The organism is Paenibacillus sp. FSL H3-0457, assembly GCF_037981725.1.
GTDB classification, from domain to species: Bacteria; Bacillota; Bacilli; order Paenibacillales; family Paenibacillaceae; genus Paenibacillus; species Paenibacillus amylolyticus.
Genome location: NZ_CP150283.1, coordinates 4427624 through 4452640 on the forward strand (window position 1 = coordinate 4427624; position 25017 = coordinate 4452640).

The following is a 25017-nucleotide window of genomic DNA, read 5'->3' on the forward strand; positions in this document are numbered from 1 at the left end:
TAGATCAATGGCTTACACGGTATTGTTATTGTTATCCCTTTTCACAAAAAAACCTGCAATACGTTTCCTCCAAAAAACGGGCAACCTAAACTACAGCTCTATTTTCGGAAGAAACATATTGCAGGGTTCAGGTAGGTCACTTAAACGGACGCCAGCGATCGCCCAGCCATTGTCCCCACTCCCTCCAGGGAATGGACGAACCCAGCTTCGAATCGCTTCGTCTGCCTAACGTATAACCGATGAACACCAAGAGTGCAAAGAACAACATATCCCAAAAACCGATCCATACATAAAGAAATCCAAAAAAGATGCCGCCGATAATTCCGGTAATTCGGCCTCTGTGACTATCCCAAATCTCTTTCCACAGCATCAGTGAAACTCACCTCATTCCACTCGACTCTTGTAGTTAGGCGACTGGGTTACATTAGCGATATACACCGTGACAAAAGAAACCGGGATGCCCGTAATCTCTTGCACATGATCATGTATCGCCTTTTGCAGATCAGAAGTCAGCGCAGGAATAGGTGTCTCACCATCCACTACTGCACGGATCATAATCTCCAGTCCTGACTCAACCACACGTATGCGTGCCTTGACATCACGTACTCCCCGGAAACGGGAAGTTGCCTTCAAACAGAGATTCTCAATCGTCTCCATCGAAATCTGTACATCACCAAACTCAGTACGTTGATCTACAGACGGCAACGATGCACGCTCACGCCGAACCGAGATGTAGAAAAATCGCAAACTCAGGATAAACAAAATCGCTGCTGCAATAACCGACGCAACAATAACGTTCTGTTCCTGCTGGTAATTCAATTCGTAAGGCAGCACACCGCTAATCAGAAGAATGACGGCTGCCGATATTGCTCCAACGCTTATGCTGTATATAAACAACAGAAGCCGATCCAGTATTTTAGCCACGAACTGCACAGCCTCCCTTGCTCACTAACATTACTTAACCTGTTCACTAGCAAAAAATCAGATCCTCATCTAGCTTTCGCTATAATGAAGACCTGTCCAAGACGGGATAACCCCCGGCAGATGATGCCGGGGGAATCTGTCTTCTTTTATTTTACGCGCTGACTGTTCAGGTCGATCTCTTCCACTTTCTCGGTGCTCTTGAACTGAACGTCATGAATGTGCACATTCACTTCATTCACATTCAATCCTGTCATGTTCTCGATGGAACGTTTCACGTTCTGTTGAATCTCCGTAGCTACTTGTGGCAGACGGTATCCGTACTCGATAATTACGGAAACATCAACTGCAGCTTCACGTTGGCCCACTTCAACTTTAACGCCTTTGGAAAGGTTTTTGCGACCAAGCAATTCAGCAAATCCGCCAGCGAATCCGCCACTCATGCCTGCAACACCTTTCACTTCAAGGGTCGCCAATCCAGCAATCACTTCAATAACTTCAGGTGCGATCTGGATTTCACCGATATCCGTTCGTTCAAATTCAGTCGGTAGTGTACTCATAACTGTTCAACACACCTTTCGCGAGATAAGTTTGCGGCCATCCGTCAGGGCGCTGGACTCAGGTTAATCAACCTTCAGAACCCTTCCGGTCCGGCTTTACCGGAACTCCTGCAAACATCCGCGAGGTGCGGGCTTATCCTTTGCAGGAGACATGCGCTCTTATTATTCATACTATATCATTTGGGCTACATTATGACAAACAAGCCCAATATACCTTTTAAATCTCGTTTTCCTCAAGAAATTTGATATCAAAGTCACCACGAATGAACGTTGGGTGCTCCAGCAATTTCTGATGGAAAGGAATAGTTGTAGATATGCCTTCAATCGCAAATTCCCCAAGCGCACGTTTCATCTTGGCAATCGCCTCTTCACGATTCGCTCCCCACACAATCAATTTTGCGATCATGGAGTCATAGAAAGGTGAAATGGTATAACCCGGATAAGCAGCACTATCTACACGAACGCCAGGTCCTCCCGGTGCAAGGTAGAATCCGATTTTGCCTGGTGATGGCATAAAGTTACGGTCCGGATCTTCTGCATTGATACGACATTCAATGGACCAGCCATTGATAACCACGTCTTCCTGACGGAATGAGAGTGGGTTGCCTTCAGCTACCGAGATCATCTCACGGATCAGATCCACGCCAGTAACCATCTCAGTCACCGGGTGCTCTACCTGAATACGCGTATTCATCTCCATGAAATAGAACTCGCCATTCGGGCTGAGCAGGAACTCCAATGTACCCGCTCCCGAGTAATCCACAGCAAGGGCAGCCCGTACCGCAGCTTCACCCATCAGTGTGCGCACATCTTCGGAGAGAATCGGACACGGAGCTTCTTCTACCAATTTCTGGCGACGACGCTGAACCGAGCAATCACGCTCTCCCAAATGTGCTGCATTTCCGTGTTTATCAGCAATGATCTGAATTTCCACGTGTTTCATACCTGTCAGGAATTTCTCCAGATATACTCCTGCATTGCCAAATGCCTTTTGTGCTTCCTGCTGAGCAGCGGTAATCTGCTTAATCAGCGTTTCTTCATCTTCGGCAATACGAATTCCCTTACCTCCGCCACCAGCAGTAGCTTTGATAATGATAGGATATCCGATATCTCTAGCAATCATGATGGCTTCATCCATATTTTCAACAAGGCCGTCTGATCCAGGAATAACAGGTACTCCTGCATCTTTCATCGTCTGTTTGGCAACAGCCTTGTCTCCCATTTTGGTAATGGCTTCGGGTGAAGGCCCGATGAATGTAATATTGCAAGACTCACAAATTTCCGCAAAATCAGCATTCTCCGCCAAAAAACCGTATCCAGGGTGGATTGCATCACATTCCGTCAGCGTAGCTACACTCATCAGGTTTGTGAAGTTGAGGTAACTGTCCTTAGACAGTGTCGGTCCGATACAATAAGCCTCATCTGCAAGACGAACATGCAGAGAATCCTTGTCCGCTTCCGAGTAGACGGCTACCGTTGAGATACCGATTTCACGGCAGGCACGAATAATACGTACCGCAATCTCTCCACGGTTCGCAATCAGTATTTTTTGAAATTTCATTTCGTTTTGTCCTCCTTCGAAGCTCATGCGGTTAGCTGTTAACCAGCTATAACGGTTATTCCGGTTTCACCAGGAAAAGGGGCTGCCCATACTCGACCAGCTGTCCGTTCTCAACCAGCACTTCAACGATTTCTCCCTTGATGTCCGCATCAAGCTCGTTCATCAGCTTCATAGCTTCGATGATACATACCGTTGTTTTCTCAACAACTTTATCACCAGCGCTCACAAAAGGACCCGCTTCCGGCGAGGAAGCTCTGTAAAAAGTACCTACCATCGGAGATACAATTTTATGTAAATGACTTGTAGTATCGACCTGCGGTGCAGCTTCACTTACCACTGCTGCCGGCTGTACTTGCGGAGCAGCAATCATTTGCGGTTGCACAGCAGCTGCTTGAACATACTCCGTTTTGCCCGGTTTGCGGATTGATAACCGTGATCCTTCATTTTCAATTTCCAACTCTTGAACGGAACTTTCATCTACCAGTTTAATCAGTTCTTTGATTTCACTCAATTTAAACATTTCCATTATTCACTCCTTCGGCATCATGCCAGTCTCACTAGGACGGTCATATGGCTTTATGTATTATATCATAATCATTAAAAATGGAAAGAGCCCGAGAGTACAACCAGCTCCCGGGACTGCATTTCCATGATTTGGATTACTGTTCTGTGACGTATTGCACGCTGATTTTGTTCTGTGAAACCGCCAATTCTTTCATGACCAGATCTACAATGGATACCGCCTGTTTTACATCCAGTTTGTCACTGAGGACCACAACTTTATACTTGTCGGCATCTTCTTGAACGATCGCATTAGCGAACTGTTGAGAGAGCGTCTCCTCAATGCCAGTGATTTTAGCTTCTTTTTCTTCCAGTGTACGGAGTTGCTCGGTTGCTTTGGCATTCTCCTCTGGCGTTTTGCTCAGATCACCTGCCACGGTCATCAGTTCCTCATACTTACGATTGTTGCTTTCCTCACGTTGCCACTGGTAGTTCTGGAACTGGCTGCTCGCAGATGCTGTCGTATTCTGCTCTTCCATTTCCTTGAGGACTTCCTCATCTGTCTTGGTTGCAGTGCCGCCTGCCTGACCGTCTGTCTCCGGTGTAGTTGTTGCGCCTTTGTCGGTCTCTTTGTTGGTTTCTTTGCCTGTCTCACCCTTATTTTCGCCTGGTTCGACAGCAGGTGTTTTCTCTGTATTTCCAGCTTCTTTACCTTCCGTAGCCGATGGTTCCTCCACAGCGCCAGCCGCACTTGGATCACTTTCAACTTCGCCGCTATTCACCACTTCATTTACAACCAAACCTTCTGTAGGATCAAGAATGCCTGCCGTCTCCTTTGCTTCCCCCTGCTTGATTCCATCCACTTGCTGACTGTCAGCCACCGGCGCGTTGACTGGACCGGAATCCTCAGTGAACAGATAATATGCGGACAAAATGACCATCAGACTCAGCATGGAAACGAGCCATACCGTTTGACGTTTGTTATTCATTAGAACTTCCTCCTCAAATTGGCTTCAATCTTATGAGAATTGAATCTTGTGATTCAACACATCAGATTAGTCTTGTTTGCGCGGTACAACCGAGATCCGGTAGGCTGCCACATTCAGTCCTTTTTCCACAGCATCGGTTATCAGGTCCTTCACAACCTTGTTCTCTGCACCCCTCGCAACCACAAGCACCCCACGGATCTGCGGTTTGAGCTTTTTGGTCACTATAGGTGTCTGATCCCCTGCTATTTCGTAAGTAATAATCTCGCCATCACGGGTATATTGCGTCATATGCCGTTTGCCCCCGCTAGCATCGGTTTCTTCGGTAAGTTGCTGAGAATCCTTCACGTTCCGCTGAACGACCAATTCTTCTGTGGAATCCACGGTAACCATCACATCAACCGTTCCCACACCAACAATGTTTTCCAGCACACCTTTGATTTTGTCTTCAAATGCAATTTCGATCGCCTGAAAAGGATTCTGTTCCGACGGATCACTCTGTATGGATGCCATGGATGTTGCCGGGTCCGGTGGTTCCCGACCGATATTTTCGGAATCAATTTTTTTGACATTGACGAAGGAATTGAACAGCATGATTCCCACCCCGATCAAACCCAGGATAATCAGCCAGCGGAAGGTTTGACTTCGCCTTGCCCCACCCTCTCCGCCACCCATCCAGGTTTCCATCTTTTTGAACCATTGTTTCATCGGACACCCTCCTTCTCAGAGCACTTCAGCACTTTTTGGTTCTGTCACTTGAACGTTGTTTGCATCAACATCCCACTTTTCAGTCAACAATGTAATAATCTGCACCGCATGGTCGGACCTTGTGGATGTCTCACCTTGCTGCTTCGTCTCATCTGCTTGATCACGTATAACAGGCTCCGAAGACGCTTCATTTCCATCACGTTGCCCTCTACTCACATCAATCTGAACATCAGGCACTTCAATCTGACCGATCTGGATGGGCTGCTGTATTTGATGTGATTTATCCTTCTCGACTTCTGTGTCTGTTCCAAATATGGGTTGTGTGTTAGCAGCGACTTCTTGCTGCCCTGCCTTCACTTCTCCTTCTACACCCTCTCCGGCCATCTCGACCAACACACGCTGGATCACAGGCAGTTCGACTGATGAGGCAGCTTCCATCTCCGTTTCATATTTACTCATGGTCAGCTGTACCTCTACGGACCGCACCTTGGCTCCTGTTGTTTCTTCAATCTGACCTTTCATGACATTAGCCAGTTCTTTGGCTGTCCATTGTAAGGATTGTTCCTGTTCATTGGATTGTAGCCGTTTGCCCTGAGCTAATATCTGTTCGAGTGTCGCATTCCCATTCGATGGAGCATCCATTGCAGACATTGCCCGTTTCAGTTCGCCAACCGGATCACTTTTGAGCAGCTTGGTTATGGGTGATAAAAGGGTCAGCAGGATGAGAAGGCTCAGCACAAGCTTGACATAACGTTCCATGGATCGATTGGGCAACAACATATCCACAAAAGTCGCCAGCAGAACGATCATAATCAATTCCTGGAGCCAGTTGCTCAGCCACCCCATCCTTTCCACCCCCTTTCTTGCCAACATACATTCAGCGCATCATGACAGTCAGATTGCCCGCGGTCAGCAAGATGGTAATGGCCAGGAAAAACATCAGCCCGACGGCTGCGAGCGCCGCAAATACGTAAATCATGCTCTTGCCGATGGCCTGGAGGCATCCTACAATCGGGGTGTCTCCTAGTGGTTGCATAATGGCACCAGTTACGTTGTATATCAAGGCAAGAGCCAGAATCTTGAGTGCCGGAAAGGCACATAGAAACAAAATGATGATCACTCCGGTGAGTCCAATTGCATTTTTGACAAGTAAAGAAGCTGTAATTACCGTATCCGTTGCATCCGCAAATGTTCTGCCCACGACAGGGACAAAGTTGCCTGCGATGTATTTGGCGGCCTTTAGGCTGACTCCATCCGCTACCGATCCCGATGCTCCCTGAACTGAGATTACACCCAAAAACATCGTCAGCAGGATACCCAGCAGTGCCACACTAATATTGCGCAGAAGGTCTGCGAGCTGTGTCAGCTTGTACTTGTCAGACAATGAACTGACGAGATGCAGAACAGCTGAGAAGAAGAGTAACGGGAATACCAGCAAGTGAATCAACGTACTCACCAGATGAATCATGAAAATGATGAGTGGATGGGTCACGGAGACGGTGATGACGTTACCCATGGACGCGAGCAGTGTGAATAACAACGGAACCATGGCCATCATGAAGTTGATCATGCCGGTTATGGCATCCTTGGCGTATCCAATCGCCACACTGAAGCTGTTGATTGCAATAATGATGATGACCATATAACAGATGGAATAGGCGATTTTGCTAATATTATTTTTCTCAAATGCGGTCTGAAGCGTCTCCAGAATCATGCTGAGTACGCTTAACATCACAATCGTGACCAGAAGTTTGCCATTATATAAAATTTCATGCAGCATGAAGGTTCCGATCGCTACAAACACCGATTTCAGGCTGAACCCTTCATTGCCGGGGATTAACATATCCATGAAGGAAGGGGTCTTCCCATCCGGGAAGAAACCACCGTATTGTTGCATCAGTTGATCCCAGTATTTCTCCACCTGATCCTTGGGAAGCTGATCGGCCTGCTGCTCCATCCACTCACCGGAAGGCGAGGTTGCAGTAACCTGTCCCAGGATACCAAACAGAAAACAGAACATCAGCACAACCGTAAGGCGCCACTGCGGCTTAAGATGCATTGATTTCATATGAAGTCCGCACGCCCTTTCTACACCGGCATCAGCTTCATGACGGTTTCGATAATAATGCTGATGATCGGTATAGCAAGTACAAGGATCAGTACCTTACCAGCCAATTCGATCTTGGACGCAATGCTTTCTTGACCTGCATCCCTGACAATCTGTGCGCCAAATTCAGCGATGTACGCTATTCCAATAATTTTCAGCACCGTTTTCAGATAAATACTTTCCATGCCTGAATTCTCGGCAAGCCGCTTCAACACTTCGATGACTGCTCCGATTTTGCCAATCAACAACATGAAGATGACAATGCCGGTTGCGGCAGCAATCAGAAAGGCAAACATCGGTTTCTGTTCCTTAATGACCAGAATGAGCACTGTTGCGATGAGCGCCAAACCTACAACTTGGATAATTTCCACAGGTCACCACCATCCGGCTTCATGACCGTTTTTCATTGAAAAAGAAATATCGATTTGATCTCTTGTAGCAGGCTGTCCAGCATACGGACCACCATGAACAATACAACGACAAATCCGATTACGGTCACCCAGTGAGCCATATCTTCCTTTCCCATTTGTTTCAGTACCGTGTGAATCATGGCGATGATGATTCCGATACCCGCAATTTGAAAGATTGCGTTCACTTCTAGATTCATGACCTTGGCACCTCACTATCCCGGCTATTTCAGAAGATCAGAATGACGATTAACGCTCCGACAAGCATCCCGAGGCTTCGGCTCATTCGTTCATATTTCATTTGATCGGCCTGGGCGCGGGATTCCTCATGCATTAGTTGTTGAATGGCTAACGATATATGTTTGGTCTGATCCTGACGGTCACTTGTGCCAAGGCTGAAGCTTAATTGCAGCATCACTTCCTTCTCGTCAGCCTTCATGGCCGATCTTCCCCACGCCAGATCCACGCCTGACTGCAGACTTTCCCGGGCAGTGAGTCCATGAGGAGGTTCCATTTGTGTAGCTGCATGAAGAAACAACGTCTTTACAGGTTCTTTGGTCTGTGCTCCCATCTTGCCCATGGCATCGGGAAGTGGAGTGAGCCCATAGTTAATCTCCGTCATTAGTCGCTGGAGGGCTGCAATGAGTTCTCGCAACTGTCTCGGTCTTAATGCATACTGTCTGGCCTTGTAAAATCCGGCGAGGGTGCTGGCTAACAGAATAATTACCGCACCAAACATGTTAACCAAAGGCTTCACCTCCTGCCCCGGTCAGCTGCAACCCACGCATTTTGCCATCAGCCAGCCGAAAGGTCATGCCCCGGCTCGTCCGTTGCAGCTGGACATAACGTTGAAACATCTGCTCCGTAATTAAGGTTCTGAGGGCGGGTCTGGCCGACAGCTCCGATAGGTCACGGCCATGCGCAGTCGCAATCACTGAGACTCCTGCATGCAGGGCTTCCATCACCGCCTCGGCATCCTCCGGACGACCGATCTCGTCCACAATCAGGACATCGGGCGACATGGAGCGAAGCATCATCATCATGCCCTCAGCCTTCGGACAACCGTCCATCACATCTGTTCGGGGTCCTACGTCGAAGCCAGGTACTCCTTTGTAGCTACCAGCGATTTCGGACCTTTCATCCACAATGCCCACTTTCAGACGCGGACGTATTCCCTGAACCAGTTCAGTTCCCCCTGTAAGCTTTGTACCACTGCTAATTTGTCTCGCCAGATCTCGCAGCAACGTCGTTTTCCCTTGTTGTGGTGGTGATAGGATCAACGTGTGCAGGACCTGTCCGCTCTTCATATCGAGAAGATAAGGAAGAATACGATCAGCCACTCCATGTACCTCACGGGCTACCCGAACGTTAAACCCGTTGATGTCACGCAGGTATTCGACACGCCCACCGCTTAGTACCGTTCGTCCAGCAAGCCCGATTCGATGTCCCCCAGGTATGGTGATGAACCCTTTGCGCAGTTCCTCTTCCAATGTATAAAGTGAATGGTTACTGATCAGGTCCAGCAACCTGTGCGTCACTTCTTTCTGAGGAACATACGCTTCTTCAGGATTCCCGGTCGGACAACCTTGAGGTGTCAGGAAGTGGTATGTGTTGCCTGCATTAATCTCCAGGGGTCTGCCTTCTCGAATACGTACTTCCTCCACTTGTTCCAATAGAGCGGGTGGCATTCTTCCGAGAATGGTTCGGATCGGTTCCGGAAAAAGTTCCCTCCAGTTCACCTTCATGAGTAGGCTCCTCCAACCTTGAGATCATTTGGTTCACACTTCTGGCGCTTGTTCATATCTCAAGTTTATGCCTGTACATTTAATTTATGACGCTGAAATCTATCAATTCTTCAGAATACGGTTGAGAGTTGAAACTATAGATCCACCTTCTGTTCTAGGCACCCGTCTAGATGTGCTTGCATATAGTAATTGCAGATAGGTAAGTTCCATTCCGGTTCAAAACAGAACTACCGATCCCCAGATACAGAAAGGAGTTGTGGGGAGTGCGAGTTGATGTCGTTGGCAATGTGAATGAAGTACGTACCATTGATATTGCAGGGCGAAGTGCAGTTGTCATTGATGTATTATGTACGACCAGTACGATTGTTACGGCTCTGGCGTATGACGCTTCGGCTGTGATTGCCGTAGAGACCGTTCCACAAGCCAAACAAATGGAAGTGAAAGATTGCATTCGAGGCGGGGAGCGTTTTGACAAAAAAATCACCGGATTCGAAGTGGGGAATTCCCCCTATGAATATATGACTGCAGGCATTGCAGATAAAACAATCATTCTAACCACAACCGATGGAACCCGAGCTTTGATCAAGGCTTCCAAGGGGAAACATGTATTTGCTGGTTCATTTCTCAATGTGCAGGCTGTTGCAGCAGCTCTATGTGAACTTCAACGAGATGTATTGCTGTTATGTGCGGGGAACCAGGATGAATTTGCTCTGGAGGACGGCTTGTGTGCTGGATGTATCATCGATGAACTGCACCGTCAATCCTGTTCTCCCCTTCAACTTAACGATCTCGGCATAGTACTTCATCAGGCGGTATCCCAATGTAAGGAGAGCATCCCGGAGTTGGTGCAGGGGTCTGTTAGCGGGCGGAGGCTTGAAAAGTTAGGCAGAGTTCATGATATTTCGTATTGTTCTCAATTAAACCTGCTGGATTGTGTTCCCGAGATGGGGGAGGGGAACCGCATGCAGCCTTATAGAGGCATACGCGGGGGAAAGATGTTCAAGTTGATGTGAGAATTGCCATGAGAAAAACAAAAAAAGGTGTACTGCTGCCCGTTGGCAACAGTACACCTTTGCTAATTTACATACATTGAAGATACTTATCTGCGATCTTGAGGTCCACCGATAACGGCTTGCTCGGCAGTGTCGAGATCATATGCTGTATGCAATGCCTTAATGACGTCATGCAGCTTATCTCCGTCAATAACACAAGATACTTTGATCTCGGAAGTGCTCACCATCTTGATACTCACGCCTTCAGCGGAAATGACTTTGAACATCTTCGCAGCTACACCAGGATGACTGACCATGCCTGCGCCAACAATGGAGATTTTAACGAGGTTCTCCTCAGATGTAACTTCACGGTAAGGCAAGCGGCTGTGAAGGCCTTCAATGACACGTAATGCGTTCTCACGATCAGACAGCGCCACAGAGAACGAGAAGTCCGCTTTGCCATCCATCACTCCGCTCTGAACGATAATGTCCACATCCAGCTGATTGGATGCAAGCGCACCAAATACTTCGGCCAGAACTCCTGGTACATCCGGCACACCCAGAATACTGATGCGAGCCACGTTTTTGTCATAGGCAATACCACTAACCACTACGCCTTGTTCCATTGCTGCTTCCTCCTTCACAACCGTTCCTTCATTATGGTTAAAGCTGGATCTTACGATTAAAGGTACACCGGAATGCTTCGCGTACTCTACTGCACGCGGATGCAGCACCGCTGCTCCCAAATTAGCGAGTTCCAGCATTTCGTCATACGATATTTCTTTCAGCTTACGCGCAACCTTAACGATCCGCGGGTCCGTAGAATAGATTCCGTCTACATCCGTATAGATCTCACACGCATCAGCCTTAATGGCCGCGGCCAGCGCTACAGCTGTTGTATCCGAACCACCACGACCCAGCGTTGTGATCTCGCCGTCTTCCGTCATGCCCTGGAAGCCTGCAACAATAACAATGTTGCCCTCAGCAAGTGCTGCATTCACACGGTCAGGTTGAATATCATGAATACGTGCTTTTCCGTGAACCGGCTCTGTGCGGAATCCCGCTTGCCAGCCCGTAAACGATACTGCCTTACGTCCAAGCGCTTGAATAGCCATCGATAACAAAGAGATCGAAATCTGTTCTCCTGTCGTTAAGAGCATATCCATCTCACGAGCAGGCAGTTCACTATTCAGTTGTTTTGCCTGATCAATCAAATCATCTGTTGTATCCCCCATGGCCGAAACCACAACTACACACCGATGTCCTTCATCAGCTTTTTCTACAACACGTCCGGCCACACGCTTCATGCGTTCTGTATCTCCGACCGAGCTGCCCCCAAATTTCATGACGTACAATGACAACGCAAATCCACTCCCTACCTTGTGCAGTATGCATAATTAATGTCCATCGTCATTATTCTCTACGAGAAATGACTTTAACCCAGTATATTACGAAAGCGCCTGATAGGCTAATCTTTTTTCGAAAAAACCCTCTGCCAAAGGAATGGCAAAGGGTTGTTAATAACCTTTTTTAGCTTACAAGCCGTGAAAGTTACGCACGGGAAGAGTATTTACCTTCACGTGTGTCAATCAGGAGAACGTCACCTTCGTTAATGAACAAAGGAACCTGTACGTTCAAGCCTGTTTCCACTTTTGCATTTTTGGTAGCGCCTTGTGCAGTGTTACCTTTAACACTTGGCTCAGTCTCGATGACTTTCAACTCAACGCTTGTTGGCAAGTCAATTCCGAGGATTTCTCCTTGGTAGCTAACAATCTTAACGACCATGTTTTCTTTCAGGAAGTTCAATTCCCATTCCAGTTGATCACTAGTCAATGTGAACTGATCATATGTTTCGTTATCCATGAACGTGTGCTCTGTACCGCTTGCATACAGGTAGGATACGCCACGGTTTTCGATGATGGCACGACCAATCGTTTCGCCTGCACGGAATGTTTTTTCAACGGTGTTACCGTTACGCAGGTTTTTCAATTTGGAACGTACAAAGGCAGCGCCTTTACCTGGTTTAACGTGTTGGAAATCAAGCACGGTATAGATATCGTTATCTACTTGCACGGTCAAGCCTGTTTTAAAATCGTTTACTGAAATCACAAAAAATCCCTCCTGATATGGTTAAAAAGTAGGTGATATAAGACGATGGGTTAATGTTATATGTAAAATGAGCCCAAGAATGGCCACCTCGTTCACTTCGATTGCAGTACCATCCTCCGATCGCTGTTATCCCCAGATTTTTTTGATCCCATTATCAATGGGAAAATCCGGTGATAAAGGCGAACGCTTCGCTTCTTCAGATTGGTTCTGCACTCTCTGTTATGGTGAAATTTCTTAATTTCAATTTAAATAACACATTAAAAATCGTCTTATATCCCTGTGGCTGTAATTTAGCCGATTACGGTGAACTTCTTGTCCGACTTCGTGAGAATATGAATACCCGTCTCGGTAATCACTACGTCATCCTCGATACGCACGCCGCCAAGCCCATCAATATATATACCCGGTTCAACGGTAACAACCATACCCGGTTTCAATACATCGTCGCTAAGCTTGGACAAACGCGGAGCTTCGTGAACTTCCATACCCAGACCGTGGCCTGTGCTGTGTCCGAATTGATCTCCATATCCGTGACCTGCAATGATATCACGAGCCAATGCATCTGCTTCCCTTCCGGTCATGCCCGGTTTCAGGTTCTCCAGCGTATGTAACTGAGCTTCCAGTACAATGTCATAAATTTTGCGCAGTTCAGGTACAGGTGTACCTGTTGCAATGGTACGTGTCAGATCTGAACAGTATCCGTCCAAAAGTGCACCAAAGTCAAATGTAATTAACTCATTCTGTCCGATGACCTTGCTGCTCGCTACACCGTGAGGCATAGCAGAACGTTCACCCGATGCTACAATGGTGTCAAACGAAGAGGACGTTGCCCCATGCTTGCGCATGAAAAACTCCATCTCCAGATCCACTTCACGCTCCGTCATACCTGGTTTTGCAAACTGCAAAACGTGGCTGAACGTGGCATCCGCCAGATCTGCTGCTCTCTGCATGACCGCAATCTCATCTTCATCCTTGAACATACGAAGTTGTTCCACGATCCCGGATACAGCTTTCAGTTCAATAGACTGCAGTGCTTCTGCATAAGCGGAATGCGTGCCAAATGTGACACTATCCTGCTCGAAGCCCACTTCTTTGATATTCGCGGATGTCAGCAATTCGCGCACCGTATCCATCGGCTTAGCTCCATGCTCCACAACGTTGAATCCTTTGGCTTGTTGAGGCGCTTGTGACATATAACGGAAATCAGTCAGCAGATATGCATCCTGTTCCGTGATCAGCACATATCCCGCCGAGCCTGTAAAGCCCGTCATATAACGACGGTTAATCGGGTTTGTAATCAGCATTGCAGTGAGTTCATGCTCACGCATGGCTTCACGCAACTTATTTACTCGTTTGTTTTCCATCGGTAACCCTTCTTTCTCTCACATTCCCGGGTTCCCGGCTCAGGTTTGTTTGTCCAGATGACGCACAAGAGCCAGCAATCCCAGTTCATAGCTTACTTCGCCAAATCCGGCAATCTGCCCGATTGTTTCCGCTGCAATCACTGAATGATGTCTGAACGCTTCGCGTGCATGAATGTTGGATAGATGTACTTCCACTGTAGGGACTTTTACAGCATTGATTGCATCACGTATAGCATAGCTATAATGGGTAAATGCTCCGGCATTCAGTATTATTCCGTCTGCCTCACCCATCGCTGCATGAATGCGGTCAATGATGTCCCCTTCATGGTTCGATTGATAAAAAGCGATGGAGACGCCAATTTCATCAGCCTGTCTGCGAATTTTGTCCTCAATATCCTTCAGACTAAGCGTTCCATAGATGCCCGGTTCACGTACACCAAGCATGTTCAGGTTCGGACCATTGATCACAATAATTCGTTTCATCGCTGCTCCACCCTCTCTGCAAATAACCATCTGCTATTTTAACACAGGCATTGCCGGATTGAGAAGCTTTTTTGCGCTATGCCCCCGCTTGCTCCGGCTCGCGTTTGCGTTCGTCCGTGTACTCCATGGCTACCGTGTAACCAATGAACAGCCCCCATAACAAAAAGAAACAGAGTTCCGTGATGATTGAATCCCACGTTAAACCGTTCAAAGGTTTCATCATCCCCAGTTTTGGTCCGACCAGTATAAAGAGAATCAGCCACCAAACGATTCCATATACCATGCCGGGTAACGGCCCTTTCAGTTTTCTAATCGTGAATGTGTAGAGTAAGGATGCCAAGATGGAAAAGACGATAAAAAACAGCCAGCCTGTCAAATGTCCTGCTGCGGTATATATATATTCATGTTTGAAAAAAGGCTCGGCCAGAAATCCGACAGGTACAATCGTAAAATGCAACAGATAGAATAGCCAATGCAGCCCACCCCAGATAAAACCGGCAAAAAAGCCAAGCTCTAATGCAAAGGAAAATGGCTTCGTGTAGTAGTGTGCTTGACCTTGCCTCTGGGTAGGGCGCCTGCCCTTGTCTTTTTGCTGCCGTTCTTTCGGACGTTGACCTTCATCTTGTGATGTATTTTCATGCTTACGTTCTGTCATCGATATTCTCCTTCATTCAGTTGATAATCCCGCATTATGCCTCGAATTTCCGCTCCGATTCTACGAGGTAGTATGTTCAAAACAGGACAATCTTAACAACATCCTTCAAGGTTTGACTCACAAACTAGAAATTGGTCTCAAAATTCGATACAATAGGGTTATTAAACTGCCTTTGATCGCGAAGGCCTAGAACAGAATAGGAAGGTGAATAATTTGCCTCAACAATCCAAGCCTGTCAGCTATGGGGGGCAAGCTGTCATTGAAGGCGTAATGTTCGGTGGAAAACATGTCAACGTTACAGCTGTTCGTAGAAAAGACGGCGAAATTACGTATCTGGAAGTTCCCAAGCAAGACAAGTCCTGGGTCATGAAATTGCGGCGGATTCCTTTATTACGCGGAATTGTCAGCATTATAGATTCAAGTGTCAAAGGTAGCAGACATCTCAATTATTCTGCTGACGCCTATGCTGATGATGAACTGGAACCGGAAGAGAAAGCCAAGCAAAAAGAGAAAGAAGGTTCGGGCTGGAGCCTAAGCATGATCATTGGTGTGACCGCCGTCGCCATCCTTTCATTCCTTTTTGGTAAAGTTGTGCTCACATTGCTTCCTGTTGTTATCGAGAATTTTCTATTCAAAAATGCATTCGACAATCAGTTTTTGCATAATTTACTGGAAGGCGGCATTAAGCTGATCCTGTTACTCGCCTATCTGTGGTTAATCTCACAGACGCCGATGATTAAACGTCTCTTCCAGTATCATGGAGCGGAACACAAAGTAATCAGTGCACATGAAGCTGGTGAAGAACTGACACCGGAGAACGTGCAAAAGTACAGCCGACTGCACTACCGCTGCGGAAGCAGTTTCATTATGTTGACTGTCATCATTGGAGTGTTTCTATACTCTCTCTTCACGTACGATAACCTCTGGGAACGGATGGGTCAGCGTCTGTTGTTATTGCCAGTTGTGCTAGGCATTTCTTTTGAACTGTTAAAGCTCACGAATTCAGTACGTGATATTCCTGTACTGCGTTATCTCGGATACCCGGGATTGTGGCTGCAATTGCTGACAACAAAAGAGCCGACCAACGAACAGGTAGAAGTATCCATTGCTTCGTTTAACCGTATGCGTGAGTTGGATGCCAAGCTTGCCAATGTCTCTGCTACGTCAGAAGTACCTGTTGCAACACTCGATCCTGTGAAAGGGTGAATGATATGAACAAGCAGGCAATCTTATTTTGGACGTTCATCGCACTAGCTGCTGTTGGAGTCTTGACTTGGCTGGGGAACGCTAGTCCATCCAGGATCATTATTCCTCTGGTCGTGTTCGGAGCCGTATTCCTGCTGTACAAATATCCGCCTCGTCGCTGGGCAAGCAAAACCAAATCACCTAAGATTAAGCCATCTGCACGAACCATGGCAAAAGTTAATGCACAGTCCAGTGCCAGAAAGAGCAGCGGCTCTTCAAAGAAACGCAAGGATTATCCTTTCCAAGTGATCCAGGGACAAAAAGGTAAAAGCGATGAAGATATTCCGAAATTTCACTAAAAGCTACTGAACAACCAAAAAAGCAGTTCTCCCAACATGCGGAGAATTGCTTTTTTCACGTTTATACAGGAATCAGAGGTGGAGCTTCTGCTTGTTTCTTGCGCAATTCTTTTCGTTGTTTGTCCAACTGTTCACCATACATTTTCGTATTCCATCCGTTGAAAAATTCGCTCCCTGCGGTAGCGCCTGATCGATATAAGGCTGTGCTGTCCTGTAACGATAAATGAAATTGCGTCGGTTTAATGCCAAGCGTTGGTATCTTCACTGTACGAAACCGGTTAATCTGTTCGATGTAGCGTTCATCATGTGCTGTGAGCATCGTCTCCACAAGGGCCTGAAGCATGCTTAGCGGTCCTTTAATCCGGGCAGGTTCCACTTCCGTCTTCCCCACCATTTTGAATCCAACAACCGGAATAACATCTCCTCCTCGTGCCGAGCGATCACCATCGAAGAGCCACAACGGAAAATTGCTAAGCAATCCACCATCCACGACATACACAAACTGATCTTGAAAAGGAAGTCCTTTGGAGAATACTGGTGATTTGCGTATGACTACCGGATCGAAAAAATACGGGATACTGCAACTCATACGTACCGCCTTTGCAACATCCAGCTTCGCAGGGTCAATGCCGAACCGCCGAATATCGTCTGGCAACACCAGAATGGTCCCATTGGATATATCGGATGCGGTAATAAGCAACTTACCTTGTGGCAAGTCAGCGAATGTGCGAATCCCTTTCTGCTCCAGCATCTTGCGAATCCATGATTCCAGTGCCTCCCCCGAATACAGTCCTTTCTTCAAGAACAGCCTTGCTGCCGGTCCGATCCATCGGGTATTAAATATGGGGGAACGACGAAGCAATGAAACAAAGGGGGTATTCTCAATAATGACTTTCATCTCCTCGGCCCTGTAACCAGCCGCTAGCAGAGCAGCTACAATGGAACCGGATGATGTGCCTGCCACTCGATTAAACTGAATACCGCAGTCTTGAGCACCCTGCACAGCACCTGCAAGCGAGATCCCTTTGACGCCTCCACCTTCAAACACCGCGTTAATTAACATAACAAAAAACCCCCGTTCTCCAGGCAGCCACGTTTCTACTGCCACTCTATGAGAACAAGGGTTTGTCTTATCACTGTATTGTTAAAATGTTTTATAGACCATAGTAGGCTTTTAATTTGGCAATCAAGCCGAGAGGGTTCTTCGTCAGGTACTGTGAACTGAAGAATATATCCCCTTTAACCGAAGAATACTTCTTGTTGTAATTCAGCTGATCGATGATCTCCTGTGAAGTCTGCCAGCCAATTTCCGGCGTACCTAACTTATAAGGCGAGTGGCCGATATACAATTTTACATTTGTGTTAGCCACTTCATTCGCCCACCAGTCCACGACTTTGTCGTATCGGGCTACGTTCAATGTCATACTCCAATATACCTGAGGGGCAACATAGTCAATCCACTCCTGATTAATCCATGTCCGCACATCTGCATTCATGCTGTCATACGCGGTTACTCCTGCTTTGGTATCAGAGCCTGTCAGATCAACGGATTTATTACGCCATACACCAAATGGACTAATTCCATATTCAACGTTAGCTTTCACGCTATGAATGCTCTGCCCGAGCTGCTTAACGAACTGATTGATATTGTCCCGACGCCATTCAGCACGGTCTTTAGTATTTAATGTGTTGTAAGTTTTGAAAGCTGCATCATCATTAAAAGTCACATTGGATGGATAGAAATAATCATCCAGATGTACACCATCAATATCATACTGATTGACCACTTCCATGATCGTATCGATAATATGCTGTCTGGCTTCCGGGATACCCGGGTTAATGTACATTTTGCCGGATGCATTCACAATCCAGTCGGGATGAAGCTTCGAGATGTGGTTTGCAGCCAAGTTTGATGTACTTGCTGAGTTCGTTGCTCTAAACGGATTAAACCAGGCGTGGAACTCCAGGCCCCGTTTGTGTGCTTCCTCAACCATAAACGCGAGGGGATCATAACCTGGATCTTTACCTTGTGTTCCTGTCAATACGCTGTTCCAAGGTACCAGACCTGAAGGATAGATGGCATCCCCATTGGCTCTCACTTGGACAAATACGGCATTAATGCCCATACCTTGCAACGTATCTAGCTGTTTCGTATACTCCTGTTTTTGCTTCTCTACATTTCCCTTGGCACCGGATGTAGGCCAGTCTCCATTCACAGTGGAAATCCAGGCTCCCCGCATCTCTTCAGAAGCTGGTACAGTGCCCGTGCCTCCAGGCTCCGCTGGGGTTACCGGGGTTGGTTCAGGAGTTGGGACTGATTCGTCTCCTGTGTACAGATCAATGGTCTGGGCAGCCTGATTCCAGTTCACTCGAATGCCCAGGTTCTCACTGACGAATCGAATGGGTACCATGACCCGACCCTGTTTCAATTCGACCGATGCATCCAGACCAACTACAGCGTTATCCACCGTCGCCTGCTGGCGTCCGCTCGTCATAGAGATGACCGAATCGGATTTCTTAATGGTCACGGTACGAGTAGCTTGAGACCATAAAACAGACGCACCCAGTCCTTCGCTAATAACACGCAGAGGCACCATCGTTACATTTACTTTGGGCAAGATGTAGGGTGATACATCCGATTCCAAACGGTTGCCGTCTAGAAAAATAGCGATTTCCTTCTGCCCGGCCGCTTGTGCCGTCATACCTGCTGTCTGTAATCCAAGTACAAAAATGAGCAGCAGCATCAATCCTTTACGAACGTTCATTAGTGCAGTCCTCCAAAATCATTATAAATTTGCGGTAAATTCTACTAGTTTAATAGACGCTCCTACCATTCGTTTAGTTGCGAAAATCACCAAATTATGGTGTGATTGCACACAAAAAAATGCTTCCTGCCATTGAAACGGCAAGAAGCATCCTTTGAATCACGGGATACGATTCGTTGTATATCACCATGTGTATTCCACTGCTGAAACTTAAGATTCTGTATTACTCATGACATCCTGAAGGTTTTTGAGGTCACGCAACCGGCTCTCATCCTGACGGAAGTATTCAACCAAGGACTCGATGCATGTAATGGAGTCCCAGCTCAGATGATGTTCAATGCCTTCAACATCATTGTAGATATTTTGTTCCTGAACACCAATCGTTGTCAAAAATTGTTCAAGCAGATGATGGCGCTCCATCAAACGTTTGCCCATCTTTTTGCCTTTTGGCGTAAGCACCAGTCCGCGGTACTTTTCATAGATCAGATACTCGTCTTTGTCCAGCTTTTGGATCATCTTCGTCACCGATGAAGGATGTACTTCCAGTCCTTCAGCTATATCAGACACACGAGCATAGCCCTTTTCATCAATTAATTTGTATATACGCTCCAAATAATCTTCCATACTGGGCGTTGGCATCTGCTTCCCTCTTTTCTCTCTGACCGGCCCCTATTCGTGCCTGGTCCCTATCTTATAATGATACATGTTATCAATACGCATTGGCAAGTCCTGTACAGTTCGGAGCGCGCTGTTACACAAGTAATTGGCAGGCGTGACTTCTCCCCAAATGAGGCAAACTAAGCAAAGTTCCGCATCGAAAGGAGTGATTTCGTGAGTACAAGTGTAGCCTCACCGCCAGTTCGTAAAGCAAAAGGTACTAAACCCTTTATTCCCGATTTGGTGTATTTTGAACCCGGTGCGTTGGAATATGATAAGGGCAAACGGATTATGGAATGGGTGACATCCAAAAACATACCTTATCAGATGACCACATCCCATAACCGAATCACAAACTTGCCGGGTGAAACCGAACAAGAAAAATATCGGATGGCAAAACGTACTCTGGTCGTTGGTGTGCGCAAAACACTCAAGTTTGACCAGTCGAAACCTTCAGCGGAATATGCCATTCCCATCTCTACAGGCTGTATGGGGCACTGCCATTATTGTTATCTTCAAACTACACTTGGTGCGAAACCTTATGTCCGTGTCTATGTCAATACCGAAGAGATCATTCAGGCTGCCAAAGGATACATTGAAGAACGCGCGCCTGAAATTACACGATTTGAAGCTGCCTGTACGTCTGATCCCGTAGGACTCGAGCATATCACGGAGAATTTAAGTGACCTGATTCGTTTTATGGCGGAAGAAGAATATGGGCGCTTGCGATTTGTAACCAAATATCATCACGTTGATCCGTTGCTGAACCTTAAACATAACGGCCACACCCGTATCCGGTTTAGTGTCAATTCGGATTATGTCATCAAAAACTTTGAACCGGCTACCTCCAGATTTGAGGAACGCATTGAAGCTGCTGGTAAAATTGCACACGCCGGTTACCCCCTGGGCTTCATTATCGCTCCGATCATGTGGTATGAAGGCTGGGAAGAAGGATACTCGGATCTTTTGCAGAAGCTGGCAGATACGCTTCCAGAAGAAGCAACCAAGGATCTTACCTTTGAGATGATCCAGCACCGTTTTACCAAAACGGCCAAAGCAACCATCGAGAAACGTTATCCTAAAACCAAGTTGGAGATGGATATTGAGAAACGTAAGATGAAATGGGGCCGCTGGGGTCAGTACAAGTATGTGTATAAGGATGACCAGCAAGATGCGCTGCGCGAATTCATTACGGAACGGATCTTTGAACATTTCCCACTAGCCAATATTGATTACTTCACCTAAACGAACAACAGGATTGCCCAAAATCATATGCAGTTAAAAACATTCCTAACAAACGATTAAAAAGCAGGTTACATGACCCAGATTGACTCTGGTAACATGTAGCCTGCTTTGTCGTGCATTTTTAAATTCAAATTCAGTTCATCCGTTTAAATGATCATCCAGTCTGGTGTAATCTGCTGCAACCAGATCGTAATCTTTGTCATCTGATCTGTAAAAAGCAATACCCCAAGGAACAACATTAATGCTCCCCCAACTTTCATCATGACATTGGAATACCGTAAGATCCAACGTGTCGAACCAATGAAAAAGGCCAAAATGAAGAACGGGATTGCAAACCCTGCCGTATAACCTGTAATCAGCGCCAGCCAGGTTGTGGGCTCACTTGCAGCCATAGCAATGATTGCTGTTAGAATAGGGCCAATACACGGCGACCAGCCTGCTGAGAAACCGATACCAAATATAAAAGAGCCCAGATAGCCTGCTGGTTTCCATTTCATATCCAGCTTGCGTTCCTTCATCAGAAACTGTGGCTTGAACACACCAAGCAAAAATAACCCCATAAGCATAATCAGAATCGCAGACAATTGCCGAATCAGTTCACGGTTATCATTGAAAAATTGGCCAAACAGTCCGGCACCCAGGCCAAGCGAATAAAATACAGCCGAGAAGCCTAAAATAAACGCCAGCGTATGCGTCATCGTCTTAAAGCGGACTTCGCGCTGATTGCGGTCATCCTTCAATTGTTGCACCGTCATACCTGTAATGTAGGAGAGGTATGATGGATACAGCGGAAGACAACATGGTGATATAAATGAGACTAAACCTGCTACAAAAGCCATCCATACATTAACATCAGGCATGAAGCGGATGTCTCCCTTCCCCGGGCTCACGTGCTTTCTCGTTCAGTCGTCAGGCTCGGAACCCTTTTTTTCCAATCATCGTCAGAATCAGCATCATGATAAGCAATAATACAATGGTTGCTCCAGGTGCGAGGTTCCAGATGCCTGCTACAACCAGTCCAAGGACTACGGCAATTTCGCCAATCACCACGGACAAAATAATGGCGGATTTGAAACTTCGGGCCATCAACAGGCTGACCGCTACCGGAATGGTCAATAGCGCTGACACCAGGAGCGCACCGACAATCTTGATCGCCGTGCTTATGACAAGTGCTGTCATCACAGTGATTAACATGTTCAGAATTCTCACAGGCAACCCTGTAACCGCTGCCGCATCTTCCTCAAAGCTGAGCAGGAAAAATTCCTTATGTAACAATGCCACTACAATTACCACGATCAGCGTAACCACACCTACAAGCTTCAGATCCGTAGCGTCTAATGTATATATACTGCCGAACAAATAACTCATGACATCTGCATTATATCCTTTGCCCAGCGTGAAGAACAAGGAAGCAAGGGCCACGCCACCGGACATGATAATGGCAATTGATAATTCGGCGTAACTCTTGTACGCTTTGCGCAATTTCTCTATTGCAAATGAAGCAAGCACCGCAAATATCAAGCCCACTGCAATGGGATACACTTCAATCAGGAATCCAAGTGCAACACCGGCAATGGTCACATGAGACAAGGTGTCTCCAATCATGGATAACCGCCGTAAGACCAGGAACAGTCCGATTAACGGAGCGGTAATGCCAATTAACAACCCACCCGCCAGGGCACGCTGAAAAAAATCACTCATTAATATTTCCAAAACAAACACGACTCCTTCGGCCTTACTCTAATCTAATGGGCCATAAATACGGCTAGCGTACCTGTGCAGTGGTATGTTGCAGATTGGTCTCAGCACAATCCTGTACCTCATGCGAATGACGGACATGAAAATTAATTTTGCCATTCGTTACCGCAGCTTCAGAACCCAGATAACTCTCCATCCGATCCATATCATGAGACACCATTAGAAAAGTCATTCGGTGATGTTCATGCATATGGGTAATCAGTTCAAAGAAACTGGCCTGTGATTCAGCATCAATACCTACGGTAGGTTCATCCAGAATCAACAGATCCGGGTGATTGATAAGCGCTCGTGCCAAAAATACACGCTGCTGCTGTCCGCCGGACAATTGACCAATACGTTTGTTCGCCAGATCCTCGATCCGCATGACCTGCATCGCATCCGTGCACTGTTGCTGGCATTTGCGAGACATACGACGGAACATGTTTTTGTTATTATACAAGCCTGACATGACCACTTCACGAACGGTCGCAGGGAACAACGGGTTAAATGCATTCTTTTGAGGCACATACCCGATTCGGTCCCAGTCCTTGAATCTGCGGATTGACTGTCCAAATAGTTTGATATCTCCCTGCGCAGGAGGAAGAAGTCCTACCAGCATGCGCAGCAATGTCGTTTTACCCGCCCCATTGGAACCGATAATCCCGACAAAGTCCCGTTCCTGGGCCATAAAATCGAGATTCTCAATCACTCGCTGGTCCCCATAGGAAAATGATAGTTTCTCGATCTCTATAATTGGATCATGACATAGTGGCATGATTTGCTGCATGGCAAAGCCGCCCTTCATTATATATAAGAATCCCATAGCGTCCTAAGAGCCTTCACCGTGAACGGTAAAGACTCTTCGATCTGAATTCTTCATTATATCTTATTTTAATGCGATCAGCAGATTTTGCAAATTTTTCTCCATGAGGGTGAAATAATCATCCCCGTTTGTTGCCTGCTCCTTGGTCAATCCCTCAACCGGATTAAGGACCATGGTCTCCACTCCTGCTTCACTTGCCAATGTTTTCGCCAATTTGTCAGATACCAGCTCTTCGAAGAAAATGTATTTAATGCCTTCATCTTTAACGAGTTTCGCAAGCTTCACAATATCCTGTCCTGTCGGTTCAGCATCCGGGGAAAGTCCCATAATGGCATGCTGGGTTAATCCATAATCACGTGCAAGGTAGCCAAATGCTTGGTGCGAGACAACAATTTCGTTGTTTGGTACGTTAGCCAATTCATCTGTAAAACGCTGATCCAGCGTCTCAAGCTTGGTACGAAGCTCTTCATAACGTTGTTCGTAACCTGCTTTGTGATCAGGATCTGCCTCGACCAGACTATTTTTGATGTTTTCAGCCATGATCATGGCTGATTTCGGACTAACCCACGTATGTGGATCAATATGATGATCAGCGACATCTTCACTTGCAGCCTCATCTGTGTGTTCATCCGCATGCTCGTCTTCGTGCTCTTCGCCGTGACCGTGCCCATCATCACCCTCAGCCGTTAACAGCTTAACACCTTCACTGACGGCAACAGACTTCACCTGTGTATCACTATTCAGCGACTTCAGGAAATTCGGCACCCATCCTTCCAGTCCAGCTCCATTATAGAGAAACAGCTGTGCCTTGGACGTATTAACAATATCCTGACTCTTCGGAGTCCAGTCATGTGGCTCTACTCCCGTTGGCAGCAGGTTAATAACATTGGCATCCTCACCACCGATTGCAGTCGTAAAAGCATATACAGGATAAAATGTCGTCACAACGTTTACCTTGCCTTCCACAATCTTCGCACTATTGGAACTATCCTGCCCACAAGCTGACAATACCAGCAAAGTGAGAATAAGCAAACCCGTCCACAGTAACTTCATGTTGCCTCTTTTGCTCGTCTTCCCTATCCGGTTATCCTGAGCTTGATGTTGCACTTTATAAAATGTCATTATGATTCACTCCGCATCTCTTAAT

At 46.7% G+C, this 25017-nt stretch carries 29 protein-coding genes; 4 read left to right on the top strand and 25 right to left on the bottom strand.

What is annotated here, in order from left to right; genetic code table 11:
- Window positions 1-136: 136 nt before the first annotated feature.
- The 13 genes from MHH25_RS19630 to spoIIIAA form a co-directional block, all read right to left on the bottom strand.
- On the bottom strand, window positions 137-370 hold the full coding sequence (locus MHH25_RS19630; protein WP_017687595.1) for a DUF2273 domain-containing protein: 234 nt from the start codon (window positions 368-370) through the stop codon (window positions 137-139).
- 14 nt (window positions 371-384) lie between these two features.
- Entirely contained in the window at window positions 385-924 is a 540-nt protein-coding gene (amaP, locus tag MHH25_RS19635) for an alkaline shock response membrane anchor protein AmaP (protein ID WP_017687594.1), read from the bottom strand.
- Window positions 925-1070: 146 nt separating this feature from the next.
- Entirely contained in the window at window positions 1071-1481 is a 411-nt protein-coding gene (locus MHH25_RS19640) for an Asp23/Gls24 family envelope stress response protein (RefSeq protein WP_017687593.1), read from the bottom strand.
- Window positions 1482-1698: 217 nt separating this feature from the next.
- The gene (gene accC, locus MHH25_RS19645) at window positions 1699-3042 is read right to left on the bottom strand and encodes an acetyl-CoA carboxylase biotin carboxylase subunit (protein WP_036614375.1); all 1344 of its coding nucleotides are present in this window, start codon (window positions 3040-3042) and stop codon (window positions 1699-1701) included.
- 55 nt (window positions 3043-3097) lie between these two features.
- A complete protein-coding gene (accB, locus tag MHH25_RS19650) occupies window positions 3098-3562 on the bottom strand; it encodes an acetyl-CoA carboxylase biotin carboxyl carrier protein (RefSeq protein ID WP_036614903.1) in 465 nt (154 codons plus the stop codon).
- A 139-nt stretch (window positions 3563-3701) separates the two neighbouring features.
- The gene (locus MHH25_RS19655) at window positions 3702-4532 is read right to left on the bottom strand and encodes a SpoIIIAH-like family protein (protein WP_036674997.1); all 831 of its coding nucleotides are present in this window, start codon (window positions 4530-4532) and stop codon (window positions 3702-3704) included.
- A gap of 66 nt (window positions 4533-4598) precedes the next feature.
- Complete coding sequence (spoIIIAG, locus tag MHH25_RS19660) at window positions 4599-5237, bottom strand: stage III sporulation protein AG (RefSeq protein WP_036614381.1); 639 nt, start codon at window positions 5235-5237, stop codon at window positions 4599-4601.
- A 15-nt stretch (window positions 5238-5252) separates the two neighbouring features.
- Complete coding sequence (spoIIIAF, locus tag MHH25_RS19665; protein ID WP_340017853.1) at window positions 5253-6083, bottom strand: stage III sporulation protein AF; 831 nt, start codon at window positions 6081-6083, stop codon at window positions 5253-5255.
- 31 nt (window positions 6084-6114) lie between these two features.
- Window positions 6115-7305 (bottom strand): stage III sporulation protein AE, encoded by a 1191-nt coding sequence (gene spoIIIAE / locus MHH25_RS19670; protein ID WP_101313620.1) that lies wholly within the window; start codon window positions 7303-7305, stop codon window positions 6115-6117.
- 20 nt (window positions 7306-7325) lie between these two features.
- A complete protein-coding gene (gene spoIIIAD / locus MHH25_RS19675; RefSeq protein ID WP_017687586.1) occupies window positions 7326-7715 on the bottom strand; it encodes a stage III sporulation protein AD in 390 nt (129 codons plus the stop codon).
- A gap of 32 nt (window positions 7716-7747) precedes the next feature.
- Window positions 7748-7951 (bottom strand): stage III sporulation protein AC, encoded by a 204-nt coding sequence (gene spoIIIAC, locus MHH25_RS19680; protein ID WP_017687585.1) that lies wholly within the window; start codon window positions 7949-7951, stop codon window positions 7748-7750.
- Between the two features lie 29 nt (window positions 7952-7980).
- On the bottom strand, window positions 7981-8499 hold the full coding sequence (spoIIIAB, locus tag MHH25_RS19685) for a stage III sporulation protein SpoIIIAB (protein WP_036614389.1): 519 nt from the start codon (window positions 8497-8499) through the stop codon (window positions 7981-7983).
- Window positions 8492-9496, bottom strand: coding sequence for a stage III sporulation protein AA (spoIIIAA, locus tag MHH25_RS19690; protein ID WP_036614390.1), 1005 nt, complete (start codon window positions 9494-9496; stop codon window positions 8492-8494). Before spoIIIAA ends, spoIIIAB begins: the two co-directional genes overlap by 8 nt.
- A 263-nt stretch (window positions 9497-9759) precedes the next feature.
- Here spoIIIAA and MHH25_RS19695 point away from each other — a divergent pair, with 263 nt between their 5' ends.
- Window positions 9760-10509 carry a 2-phosphosulfolactate phosphatase gene (locus MHH25_RS19695; protein WP_051447358.1) on the top strand — a complete coding sequence of 250 codons (750 nt, stop codon included), beginning with the start codon at window positions 9760-9762 and terminating at the stop codon, window positions 10507-10509.
- 86 nt (window positions 10510-10595) lie between these two features.
- Here MHH25_RS19695 and MHH25_RS19700 read toward each other — a convergent pair whose 3' ends face one another.
- The 5 genes from MHH25_RS19700 to MHH25_RS19720 all read right to left on the bottom strand — a co-directional run bounded on the left by MHH25_RS19700 (window position 10596) and on the right by MHH25_RS19720 (window position 15099).
- Complete coding sequence (locus MHH25_RS19700; protein WP_036614392.1) at window positions 10596-11849, bottom strand: aspartate kinase; 1254 nt, start codon at window positions 11847-11849, stop codon at window positions 10596-10598.
- A 190-nt stretch (window positions 11850-12039) separates the two neighbouring features.
- A complete protein-coding gene (gene efp / locus MHH25_RS19705) occupies window positions 12040-12597 on the bottom strand; it encodes an elongation factor P (RefSeq protein ID WP_017687580.1) in 558 nt (185 codons plus the stop codon).
- 290 nt (window positions 12598-12887) lie between these two features.
- Complete coding sequence (locus tag MHH25_RS19710; RefSeq protein ID WP_340017854.1) at window positions 12888-13961, bottom strand: Xaa-Pro peptidase family protein; 1074 nt, start codon at window positions 13959-13961, stop codon at window positions 12888-12890.
- A gap of 39 nt (window positions 13962-14000) precedes the next feature.
- A complete protein-coding gene (aroQ, locus tag MHH25_RS19715; RefSeq protein ID WP_036614400.1) occupies window positions 14001-14444 on the bottom strand; it encodes a type II 3-dehydroquinate dehydratase in 444 nt (147 codons plus the stop codon).
- A gap of 76 nt (window positions 14445-14520) precedes the next feature.
- Entirely contained in the window at window positions 14521-15099 is a 579-nt protein-coding gene (locus tag MHH25_RS19720; RefSeq protein WP_340017855.1) for a YqhR family membrane protein, read from the bottom strand.
- Window positions 15100-15312: 213 nt separating this feature from the next.
- Here MHH25_RS19720 and MHH25_RS19725 point away from each other — a divergent pair, with 213 nt between their 5' ends.
- Window positions 15313-16305 carry a DUF1385 domain-containing protein gene (locus MHH25_RS19725; protein ID WP_047843628.1) on the top strand — a complete coding sequence of 331 codons (993 nt, stop codon included), beginning with the start codon at window positions 15313-15315 and terminating at the stop codon, window positions 16303-16305.
- A gap of 5 nt (window positions 16306-16310) precedes the next feature.
- Window positions 16311-16643, top strand: a complete 333-nt coding sequence (locus MHH25_RS19730) for a hypothetical protein (RefSeq protein WP_036614407.1) — start codon at window positions 16311-16313, stop codon at window positions 16641-16643.
- Window positions 16644-16704: 61 nt separating this feature from the next.
- Here the strand turns inward: MHH25_RS19730 and MHH25_RS19735 are convergent, their stop codons facing one another.
- From MHH25_RS19735 to mntR, 3 genes are all read right to left on the bottom strand, one after another.
- Complete coding sequence (locus MHH25_RS19735; protein ID WP_340017856.1) at window positions 16705-17706, bottom strand: patatin-like phospholipase family protein; 1002 nt, start codon at window positions 17704-17706, stop codon at window positions 16705-16707.
- A gap of 91 nt (window positions 17707-17797) precedes the next feature.
- Window positions 17798-19408 (bottom strand): family 10 glycosylhydrolase, encoded by a 1611-nt coding sequence (locus MHH25_RS19740; protein WP_315371684.1) that lies wholly within the window; start codon window positions 19406-19408, stop codon window positions 17798-17800.
- A 210-nt stretch (window positions 19409-19618) separates the two neighbouring features.
- Complete coding sequence (gene mntR / locus MHH25_RS19745; protein WP_036614415.1) at window positions 19619-20047, bottom strand: transcriptional regulator MntR; 429 nt, start codon at window positions 20045-20047, stop codon at window positions 19619-19621.
- A gap of 192 nt (window positions 20048-20239) precedes the next feature.
- Here mntR and splB point away from each other — a divergent pair, with 192 nt between their 5' ends.
- Window positions 20240-21310 carry a spore photoproduct lyase gene (gene splB / locus MHH25_RS19750; protein WP_076327968.1) on the top strand — a complete coding sequence of 357 codons (1071 nt, stop codon included), beginning with the start codon at window positions 20240-20242 and terminating at the stop codon, window positions 21308-21310.
- 146 nt (window positions 21311-21456) lie between these two features.
- Here splB and MHH25_RS19755 read toward each other — a convergent pair whose 3' ends face one another.
- The 4 genes from MHH25_RS19755 to MHH25_RS19770 form a co-directional block, all read right to left on the bottom strand.
- Entirely contained in the window at window positions 21457-22170 is a 714-nt protein-coding gene (locus tag MHH25_RS19755; protein ID WP_036614418.1) for a cytochrome c biogenesis protein CcdA, read from the bottom strand.
- Window positions 22171-22219: 49 nt separating this feature from the next.
- Complete coding sequence (locus MHH25_RS19760) at window positions 22220-23023, bottom strand: metal ABC transporter permease (RefSeq protein WP_017687569.1); 804 nt, start codon at window positions 23021-23023, stop codon at window positions 22220-22222.
- A gap of 52 nt (window positions 23024-23075) precedes the next feature.
- Window positions 23076-23834 carry a metal ABC transporter ATP-binding protein gene (locus MHH25_RS19765; RefSeq protein WP_091018152.1) on the bottom strand — a complete coding sequence of 253 codons (759 nt, stop codon included), beginning with the start codon at window positions 23832-23834 and terminating at the stop codon, window positions 23076-23078.
- 99 nt (window positions 23835-23933) lie between these two features.
- Window positions 23934-24923: a zinc ABC transporter substrate-binding protein gene (locus MHH25_RS19770; protein ID WP_340020526.1), complete on the bottom strand. Its 990-nt coding sequence runs from the start codon at window positions 24921-24923 to the stop codon at window positions 23934-23936.
- Window positions 24924-25017 lie beyond the last annotated feature (94 nt).

What these genes read in the sequence shown, in the direction of transcription:
- MHH25_RS19765 (WP_091018152.1), bottom strand. Translation starts at nt 23,834, where the DNA reads ATGCAGCAAATCATGCCACTATGTCATGATCCAATTATAGAGATCGAG.
- aroQ (WP_036614400.1), bottom strand. Translation starts at nt 14,444, where the DNA reads ATGAAACGAATTATTGTGATCAATGGTCCGAACCTGAACATGCTTGGT.
- spoIIIAC (WP_017687585.1), bottom strand. Translation starts at nt 7,951, where the DNA reads ATGAATCTAGAAGTGAACGCAATCTTTCAAATTGCGGGTATCGGAATC.
- accC (WP_036614375.1), bottom strand. Translation starts at nt 3,042, where the DNA reads ATGAAATTTCAAAAAATACTGATTGCGAACCGTGGAGAGATTGCGGTA.
- MHH25_RS19640 (WP_017687593.1), bottom strand. Translation starts at nt 1,481, where the DNA reads ATGAGTACACTACCGACTGAATTTGAACGAACGGATATCGGTGAAATC.
- mntR (WP_036614415.1), bottom strand. Translation starts at nt 20,047, where the DNA reads ATGCCAACGCCCAGTATGGAAGATTATTTGGAGCGTATATACAAATTA.
- MHH25_RS19655 (WP_036674997.1), bottom strand. Translation starts at nt 4,532, where the DNA reads ATGAATAACAAACGTCAAACGGTATGGCTCGTTTCCATGCTGAGTCTG.
- spoIIIAG (WP_036614381.1), bottom strand. Translation starts at nt 5,237, where the DNA reads ATGAAACAATGGTTCAAAAAGATGGAAACCTGGATGGGTGGCGGAGAG.
- spoIIIAA (WP_036614390.1), bottom strand. Translation starts at nt 9,496, where the DNA reads ATGAAGGTGAACTGGAGGGAACTTTTTCCGGAACCGATCCGAACCATT.
- MHH25_RS19755 (WP_036614418.1), bottom strand. Translation starts at nt 22,170, where the DNA reads ATGCCTGATGTTAATGTATGGATGGCTTTTGTAGCAGGTTTAGTCTCA.
- spoIIIAE (WP_101313620.1), bottom strand. Translation starts at nt 7,305, where the DNA reads ATGAAATCAATGCATCTTAAGCCGCAGTGGCGCCTTACGGTTGTGCTG.
- spoIIIAF (WP_340017853.1), bottom strand. Translation starts at nt 6,083, where the DNA reads ATGGGGTGGCTGAGCAACTGGCTCCAGGAATTGATTATGATCGTTCTG.
- MHH25_RS19710 (WP_340017854.1), bottom strand. Translation starts at nt 13,961, where the DNA reads ATGGAAAACAAACGAGTAAATAAGTTGCGTGAAGCCATGCGTGAGCAT.
- MHH25_RS19730 (WP_036614407.1), top strand. Translation starts at nt 16,311, where the DNA reads ATGAACAAGCAGGCAATCTTATTTTGGACGTTCATCGCACTAGCTGCT.
- MHH25_RS19770 (WP_340020526.1), bottom strand. Translation starts at nt 24,923, where the DNA reads ATGAAGTTACTGTGGACGGGTTTGCTTATTCTCACTTTGCTGGTATTG.
- MHH25_RS19740 (WP_315371684.1), bottom strand. Translation starts at nt 19,408, where the DNA reads ATGAACGTTCGTAAAGGATTGATGCTGCTGCTCATTTTTGTACTTGGA.
- MHH25_RS19720 (WP_340017855.1), bottom strand. Translation starts at nt 15,099, where the DNA reads ATGACAGAACGTAAGCATGAAAATACATCACAAGATGAAGGTCAACGT.
- MHH25_RS19735 (WP_340017856.1), bottom strand. Translation starts at nt 17,706, where the DNA reads ATGTTAATTAACGCGGTGTTTGAAGGTGGAGGCGTCAAAGGGATCTCG.
- accB (WP_036614903.1), bottom strand. Translation starts at nt 3,562, where the DNA reads ATGTTTAAATTGAGTGAAATCAAAGAACTGATTAAACTGGTAGATGAA.
- MHH25_RS19630 (WP_017687595.1), bottom strand. Translation starts at nt 370, where the DNA reads ATGCTGTGGAAAGAGATTTGGGATAGTCACAGAGGCCGAATTACCGGA.